General features: G+C 49.3%; 4 protein-coding genes. 1 reads left to right on the top strand and 3 read right to left on the bottom strand.

What is annotated here, in order from left to right; genetic code table 11:
- From HMPREF3277_RS00790 to HMPREF3277_RS00780, 3 genes are all read right to left on the bottom strand, one after another.
- Nucleotides 1-5,780: ESPR-type extended signal peptide-containing protein (locus HMPREF3277_RS00790; RefSeq protein ID WP_141765158.1), on the bottom strand; the 5,780-nt coding region annotated here is incomplete at its 3' end.
- A 411-nt stretch (nt 5,781-6,191) separates the two neighbouring features.
- Entirely contained in the window at nt 6,192-6,527 is a 336-nt protein-coding gene (locus HMPREF3277_RS00785) for a hypothetical protein (protein ID WP_070869746.1), read from the bottom strand.
- Between the two features lie 165 nt (nt 6,528-6,692).
- A complete protein-coding gene (locus HMPREF3277_RS00780) occupies nt 6,693-7,622 on the bottom strand; it encodes a hypothetical protein (protein ID WP_070869745.1) in 930 nt (309 codons plus the stop codon).
- 405 nt (nt 7,623-8,027) lie between these two features.
- Here HMPREF3277_RS00780 and ubiG point away from each other — a divergent pair, with 405 nt between their 5' ends.
- Entirely contained in the window at nt 8,028-8,747 is a 720-nt protein-coding gene (ubiG, locus tag HMPREF3277_RS00775; RefSeq protein WP_070869744.1) for a bifunctional 2-polyprenyl-6-hydroxyphenol methylase/3-demethylubiquinol 3-O-methyltransferase UbiG, read from the top strand.
- Nucleotides 8,748-8,990: the final 243 nt, after the last annotated feature.

Raw genomic sequence — 8,990 nt, 5'->3', positions numbered from 1 at the left:
TCACCTGCGGTAACTTTAGGCGTAGTCAGTCCGGTAGTGGTCAGTTCGCTGGCGCCTGCCTTTAAAGTCTCGGCAGTTACACTGGTCAACGTAATGTCGTCTTTCAGTTTGACTTTAATGCCATCTGCGCTTGCTTCGGTAACCACATTTTTGTCGTCGCCTTTAATTGCCAGCGTTTCATCCAGTTTTTTGGTTACGGGAGAGCCGCTATCGCCGTTAAAGGTAATACCTTTGGTGTCGACGGCTGTTTTTGCATCCACGCCTTTTTGAATCTCAGCCTTGGCGGCGTCTGTAAGGTCAAGTTCGTAGTTGGTGGTTTTGGTTTGGTTGGCGTTTGCTTTTTCAGACGACTCCAACTTCAATTTACCGCCATCTTTCACGCTAACCGTGGTATTGTCAGCATGGACGGTGTAGGTCGTTTTATTACCTGCTTCCACAGCAGTAACATGGGTATTGTCGCCCTTTTCTACCACGCTGGTTTTTTCGCTGTTGGCAACAGCCTCATTGATGGCTTGTGCAACATCGGCAGCCGTGGCGAAAGCATCGCCCGCCTTTCCAGCATTAACCGTACCGTCCGTACCTGCTGTCAATGTAGATTTATTGACATTGAACGCAACGGTGCCGTTTTTGTTTTCGGCGGTCGTACCTGTGCCATTAACGAAGTTCAGCGTTGAGTCGTCTTTAGTCAAGGTTTTAGCATCTGTACCGTTGACTTGTACGCCGATGTTTTGCAATGCGCTGTCGGCTTTTGTCAAAGAGGCTTTGGTTTTGTCAGACAAATCCAGTTTGTAGGTAGTGACATTGGTGGTTGTATCTTCAGACGACGTAAGTTTCAAACCATCTACACTACTGTCGAGCGCAACGGCTGCACCTTTGGCGTTGACGGTGTAAACCGTATGACCGTCAGTCGGGTTATCGGTTTTGGTTACGCTGGCAACATTCGTACCCCCTTGAACCTCGGTTTTCGCAGCTTTAACTTGTTTGAAGCTTGCTGCGTCGGTATCAGCCACGCCGTCAGCAATGTTGGTAACCTTGTTGCCGCCGTTGGAGAGTCCGCCCGCAGTCAGGCTCACTGGGTTGCTGCCGGAGCCGATGGTTACGCCGGAGCCGTTAACGGTCGTACCGGCAGCGGTTACATCGCCGCTGAAGGCTGCGGAAGTCAGTCCGGTCAATTCTTTTGCCAATTTGACGTTCAACGTGTGATTTTGGTCGTCTGAAACCACACCAATATTATTATCGGATAGCTTAGTCTTATCAGTTTGTCCGCCTTTGACTGCTACGGTGCTGCCGAGTTGGCGATCAAATTTCGTGCCTGTGTCGCCTTCGAAATTCAACGGCGTGCGTACGGCATTGCTCAAAGCGGTAAGCGCACCACCTACAGTGTTGTAATTAGCTACGCTTGCAGTCGAAGGGTCACCTGAAATGACGCTGTAAGTCGGCGCAGTAATCGTGCCGTCGGGATTCACTTGCGTACCGATGGCTTCAGCGATTTTGTTCAATTGGGAAACATTGACCGCATCATTGTCTTTAGCACCGTTCTTCACATTGCCGACTGTGGTCGGAGTAGTGGTTTGAGGATCGGTCGGGTTCAATGCGGCAATGGTTACACCGCCTGTGTATTCCGTATTGTCGTCAATATGTTTGAACGATACGGTTTTCACGCCCGTACCCGGAGCGACAGTTACTTCACGTCTCAGAATTCTGCCGTCTGTACCCACATAAGAAAACGGCGCATCATTGTTGACAGTCGTCAGCGTGCTGACGCTCAGGTTTGCCATCGCTTCTTGCAACTGCCCCAGATTAACCGCGTCGCCGGCAGTATCGCCTTTGGCAACATTGGTAATCTTGTTGCCGCTCATATCCAATCCGCCCTTAGCGGTAACTTTGCCCGCGAATTCCGGATTATCGACAGTATTGATGCTGACAGTCGCACCGCTCTGACGCAGGGCAATATTTTTGCCCGCTTCCAGCGTAATGGTTGAACCGCTGGTAACGTCTTGCAGTGTATGGTTTTCCGATACACCGTTGGTACCACCAGTCTGCGCTATCGTCAGTTTGAATGGTTTGTACGCATTAGTATTCAGCTCACGGATAGCCGCATCGATGGTATTTTGACCTGTACCGCCGATGTTGCTCATTGTAAAGCCGCCGTTTTCGCCGACTGCGGCATCTCCGCCCAATACATTTTTAACAGTTTGGGCAGTATTACCCAAAACGTTTTGTACCGCGTACAGCTGGCTGCCGTTGATGGCATCAGTAGAAGTGTTAGAGATTTCGCCCGGAGCAACGTTTTTCAGTTGACGTTCGTAGCCTGCCGAACCGAAAGACACTTGGTCGCCGGAGGTAATATGGTTACCGCCTGCAAAACCTGAGTATTTCAGATTGTTGACAGTAGCTTCGTTGACTTCGGTTGCATTGGTTGCAGTCGTACTGCCCGCACCGATTGCCACAGAGTTACCTTTAGTAGCTTTCGCGCCCATACCGAATGCGGCAGAGGCAACGCCTTCGGCACGTGTACCCGTACCAAAGGCGGTAGACAATTCGCCTGTTGCCTTTGATTTAGTACCAATCGCTACCGCAGCTTCGCCTGAGGTCGTCTGTTCAGTAGCATTTTTACCGGTTACCATGACATCGCCGGTATAGTCTTGATAAACCTCTTTAACCGTTTTACCCGTACCGGCTACAGTTTTCACCGCAACGTTCTCCCAGTCGTCCGCACCGATGGCGATAGAAGAATTGCCTTGTGCTTTTACATTGTTACCGATGGCAGTAGATTGATCGCCCCATGCATTGGCATATGAACCGATAGCAACGGTTTGATTGTAATCTTGTCCGGATGCGGACATTTCAGGATTGGTTGCAGAAGCGTTATAGCCAATGACGACAGAGCGCGAGTTATTGGATTGAGCCTGATCACCGATAACAACGGAGCTAAATTTCAAAGCCTGTGCGTCATTACCGATAGCAACTCCCGCGGATTCAGCCGCATGACTGGATTTACCGATGGCGATGCTATTACTATAATCGGCGTTTGCACCATTACCTAAAGCGATAGCGTTTTCCAAACGGGTATGGCTGTTCAAACCAAGCGCCAAAGAAGCCTCGCCGTCTGCATTGGCAGCACGTCCTAACGCAATAGAATCAGTTTTCCAAGCATTATTGCCCGAACCGATAGCAATAGCATATCTTTTATCAGCCTTCGTACCGGCACCGAATGCAATCGTGTCGGCATCATTAGCAAAAGCCCCTTTACCGATTGCCATTGCCCGATTTTGCACAGCATCGGCACTAGTACCGATAGCAACAGTATCTTCTCCTTTTGCCTTACTTTCATTACCTACCGAAACAGCATTCGACTTCAGAGCTTGTGCCAGTCGACCCACTGCCACAGAGCCTATTGCTTGAGCATTGGCATTGAAACCGAATGCTGATGCACCTGCTTTTTGAGCTTTGGCATATGGACCAACAGCAGTGGTAGAATTATCAGTAGCTCTTGAGCCATCACCTATGGCCACGCTCGATTTACCTGATGACTCAGTATCTTGACCGCCAGCAAACGAGTTTTGACCATAGGCATTTGCTTGCTGACCGATGGCGGTTGCGTTCTTGCCGCTTGCTTTACTTAGTGCACCAACGGCGACCGAACCTTCGCCAGTAGTATCGCCATTAATAGTGGAATCAGAGCCTGCTGCCGCCTCAACAGCAGCCTTGCTACCTATCACAACCGCATTGCTCGCAGCAGCCCTGGCTTCAGGACCGGCGGCAATCGCATTTTCGCCAGTTGCGCCGTCATTGTTGTAGTTGGCTTTTGTTTTATCTGTGCTATTTACACTATAAAAATGAGTTTGCGATGCGGCAGTCAGTTTGCCGTTTTCGATTTTGACAGTTTCTCCGTCCACTTGGACGTCGTATTTGACTTTAGTATTACCATCTGCTTCAGTCTCAACAGTAACGGTAGTTGCATTGCCGTCGGCAAACTGCACGCTTTCGCCGGGCGTAACAATGCCCTTCGCCGCGCCCGAATTATCTTTGACGGCAAAGCCTTGGTTGACGTAAGTATTGAGATTGGTCAGCGCGCTACCCACGTTGGTTGCGGCTGCCGTATTGAATTTGGTTGTACTGCTGCCTGTGGCATTCGGCGTTGTATTGCCTTTGAACACATCATAAGACGGCAGCGTTACCGTACCTTGATTGTTTGTAGGATCAATGCCCACAGCCGCGCCGCCGCCCAATGCATTGGCAACCGCTTTGGCGATATTGCCCGAACCTGCATGAAGCGCGTAAAGCTGGCTGCCGTTAATCGCGTCGGTGGAAGTTGCAGTGATTGCACCTGGGGCGACATTTTTAAGTTGACGTTCGTAGCCTGCCGTACCAAAAGAAACCTGCGAACCGTGCGTCAAGTTGTTCGTACCCGCGAAACCACCATAGGTAATACCATTTACAGTTGCAGTAGTTATCTTTTCCGCATTAATGGTTGTGGTCGAGCCCGCACCGATGGCAACGGATTTATCCTGAGTAGCAGATGCACCCACACCGAATGCTGATGCACCCAAACCGCTAGCGATCGCACCCGGACCAAAAGCCGTAGACAGAGCACCTGTTGCCTGCGCCTTCACACCCACCGCAACTGCTGCCGTAGCAGCCTTAGTACCTTGATAACCACTGGACATATCAGAACCAGTCAATTTTTTGTACTGTGTATTGACGCTTTCTTTTGCAATATCCCAATCATCACTGCCGATGGCGATAGACGAGTCCCCTTCCGCACGGGTATTGTTACCAATGGAGGTTGATTGCTGACCCGAAGCAGTGGCATCCGGACCTATGGCAACCGCTTGGTTCTTCCCTGTCGCCTTAGCTCCCGTACCGATGGCAATACCTTGTCTGGAGGTTGATTTAATCTCTCCATATTTAACATCATCACTACCAATAACGATAGAAGCCTCTTCTGCTGCCTGTGTATTTTTACCGATAGCAATCGATTTAAGAAATGATGCATTCGCGTTCGTCCCAAAAGCAACCGCATCTACGCCCGTAGCCTTCGCATTCGTACCGAAAGCAAGCGTATCATCCCTTGTAGCCATCGCGCGTCGACCAATGGCGGTACTGCGAGCCCCTGAGGCCAAAGTCGCGCCACTACCGTCATTCAACTCTGTATTGGCATCTCGCCCAAAGCGGTCACTACCGCCGATAGCAACCGCAAACTGGCCTGTTGCCTGTGTCCAACTACCAATGGCTGTTGCACCTCGTGCCTTCGCCTCGGCGCGACCACCCAAAGCAGTAGTCCATTGATCTGTAGCAAGCGTATCTGAACCGATGGTTACCGCCTTAGCCCCATTTGAATTCGCGCTCGTACCAATAGCAATCGCATTATTACCATCAGCATACGTAGCCGTACCTGAATCACTACCACCAATTGCAATAGTACCCGTGTTTAAACCATGAGGCGGGTTACCCCTTGTTCCCGCACGCGAATAGGCACCAACTGCAATTGCCCCCGTACCCCTAGCATCACCGCCGTTGACTGCAGTTTCACCACCTCCACCATTTGCAACCGCAGCGGCAGGCGCAACCACTGCCCAAGCCCCTTCGGAAAGTCCCAATAATGCCGCGCTCAACGCCGTCAGTCTGAATAAGGTTTTCAGACGACCTTCCTCTGAGGCGCGCACATCCCCTTCAGCACCTTCGCTGCTTGATTTGACACGTCCCTTCGCCAATTCGGAAGTAACGACGAAAGAACCGATGGTACGGTTCCATACAACTTTGAAAATCTTATTCATAACAATCTCTCTTGGTTGGATTTATTAAAAAATATCAGATTGAATTCAAATACATACAGTCAAAACAAGACGTACTCCCCGCACTGCCCCGCCGCCGGATCTTCTTCTTCAGGCACAAGCGGATTTTATGAGGCAGGCATTCGTTTATTTTGTTTATATATTATTGAAAACCAATCAGGTTGACGTTAATTGTCACTTAGGTACAATTTTTAGAACATATCTATATCTTTGGAAATAGTGTTTAAGACTAACTAAACTTACCGTCTATTTTAAAAAAGCTCCGATAATCCATAATCTTACTTCTAAACTTAACACTTATTTACCAAATAATATAGAACTATGACTATTACCCTGCAATTACTATGCCAAAGATGACTTCTTAATTTATGCTCTTAGGCTTTCATAAAGCATTTATACTAAAATGAAAAAATGCCGTAAGAAAATTTTGAAACAGGTCGTCTGAAAATAAACTGCAACAAGATCATGGACATCGCCCTCTTTGTTACCCATATAAAAAAGAGCGTACTCGATACGCTCTTTCTGCTTCCGTCCGTCTGCATGACGGAATATTATGGATTCGAATAAACAAGGCTTGCTGACGATTACCATTCCTGCGCAAGCTGAAATCTTCAGGTAAGGTTTGGCCGGTGGATTTCTGTTGAACAGGCTTGATGAAAAGCGGATGCCCGCCTGCTTGGAGCTTGTGGGAAGATTGGCTCTGCTGTCTTTATTCTTGCCGTATTGCAACCGGCAACTGCTTCCGATCAGATTTGATAAGAAACAAAGCTGCCATGACGGCAAAAGGTCGTCTGAAACCTAAATTTTGGGTTTCAGACGACCTTTTTGCTTGGCGGATTTATCCAATCACCGTCATTTTTTCCGCTGTTGAATTGGCGGCGGAAAATGCGCTGTTTATTTCAATTTGGTGCTTTTCAATGATTTGGATGATGTCGGCGGCTGCAATGCTTCGACGGCGATGTCTTTGGGGCGCGCCGCGATAAAGGATTTGGTCGCGCGCATGATTGCCTGTATGCGCGGGTCGTTCCAGCGGACGATTTGATGGTTTTCATCGCGCTTGTCCGACCAGATAATCACGCCGTCCATATATTTGCTGCAGATTTCGAGCATTTTCTGCCAGCGTCCGGCATCGATAAATTGTTTGAAATACGGGCTGTTGCTTGCGGAATAATATTGCGGCCAGAGGTAGCCGATGATTTTTTTGTCGGGATAACGTTTTCTAATCTCGGCGACGGTGGTTTGGACGTCTTTTTCCCATTGCGCCAAATCGGGCGTGGTGATGTAGAACACGGGATTGGCGTAATCGCTGATGGCTGCGCTCATTTGACGGCGTTTGCTGAATTGCCGCCATTTTGCCAATACTGCTTCGTTGTCCGCCTGAGTTTGGTAGTAGCGGATGGCGTGCAGGTGTTCGTCGGGCAAGCCGTAGTTGCTGATGTAGGCGCGGGGATTCTCTTCTCTGAAAATCTGATACATACGGGCAAAGTCGGTTTTAAGTTCTTGAGGCGTGAGGATTTGTCCGTCTTTTTCGGCAAACCAGGTTTCGATGTCGGTGGAGATGGTGCGGTAGCCTTCGCGATAGGACTGGCGCGCCAATTCGCGGATTCGTTTTTCGTTCAACACACCGTGTTTGCGCTTGCCGGCAGGGTCGGGCATGACCAGCTCGGATTCGTAAATCAGGAATACTTTGGACAATTTGTCGGCGGTCAGGTCGGGTTTACCGACGTAGTCCATACGGTCGTAAATGATAAAGTCTTTGCCGAAGGCAAGCGTGGAGGCGGCGGCAAGGAAGAGTAGGGATGCGGCGCGGATAAATGGTTTCATTGGGTTTTCTTTTTGATGAAGGTCGGGGCTTGCTGTTTTGGCAATGCGAGGAGGACTCGATTTATAGTGGATTAACTTTAAACCAGTACGGCGTTGCCTCGCCTTAGCTAAAGAAAACGATTCTCTAAGGTGCTGAAGCACCAAGTGAATCGGTGCCGTACTATCTGTACTGTCTGCGGCTTCGGCGCCTTGTCCTGATTTAAAGTTAATCCACTATAAATTAATGGGAAAGGTCGCGGCAAACAAGGCGGAAGGGGTAAAAACAAGTCAAAGGTCGTCTGAAAAGGGTAAGCGGCGTTTTCAGACGACCTTTTGGCGGCTGGAGGCGGTTTGTCTCTGTTCCATCCTGCCGCTTTGCTATAAAATCGAAACCCTCTTCAACCCGAAATCCAAATCAGGAAAATCATGATGGAAGCAGCCGGACAACACAACGTCGATGCGGACGAAATCGCTAAATTCAGCCAAATTGCGGATAAATGGTGGGATAAAAACGGCGAGTTCAAACCTTTGCACGACATCAATCCGCTGCGCTTGGGCTATATCGACTCGTTCACGCAGTTGGCAGGCAAGCGTGTTTTGGATGTCGGCTGCGGCGGCGGGATTTTGTCGGAAAGCATGGCAAAGCGCGGCGCGGCGCACGTTACCGGCATCGATATGGCGGAAAAATCGTTGGAAACCGCCCAAGCCCATGCCGCTGCCGAAGGTGTGGACAATATCGATTACCGCTGCATCCGTGTCGAAGACCTTGCCGCCGAACAGCCGCACAGCTTCGATGTTGTAACCTGTATGGAAATGATGGAACATGTTCCCGACCCCGCCGCCATCGTCAAAGCCTGTTCGGAGCTGGTAAAGCCTGACGGCATGGTGTTTTTCTCCACCATCAACCGCAACCCTAAATCTTATCTCCATCTGATTGTCGGTGCGGAATATGTGTTGAACTTTGTTCCCAAAGGGACGCACGATTGGCAAAAATTCATCACGCCCGCCGAGCTGGCGCGGATGTGCAGGCAGGCAGGTTTGGACGTTATCGATACCAAGGGCATGACCTACAATCTTTTGACCCGCCGCTATTCTTTATGCGACTCGACAGAAGTGAATTATATGATTGCCTGCCGCCCGGTTTAAATCTGCCTATCCGAATCATGAAAAGAGGTCGTCTGAAACTTACGTTTAAGAACGTTTCAGACGACCTCTTTTCAACTTCTCACCAATGCAGCTTGCCCGCTTCTCTTATTTCAATTTCTTGAAGCAGACTTCCCGCAGACAAAGACTGCCGTTACCACGCAAATGGAAATCCAGCTTTAAAACGGGAACTCACTAATATAGTGGATTAAATTTATAGTCAATTAAAATCAAAATAGGACAGTA

Origin of the sequence: Neisseria sp. HMSC70E02 (genome assembly GCF_001838645.1) — a bacterium.
GTDB classification, from domain to species: domain Bacteria; phylum Pseudomonadota; class Gammaproteobacteria; order Burkholderiales; family Neisseriaceae; genus Neisseria; species Neisseria macacae.
Note: the sequence above shows the minus strand (reverse complement) of the source record. Positions and strands in the feature narration are given on the sequence as shown.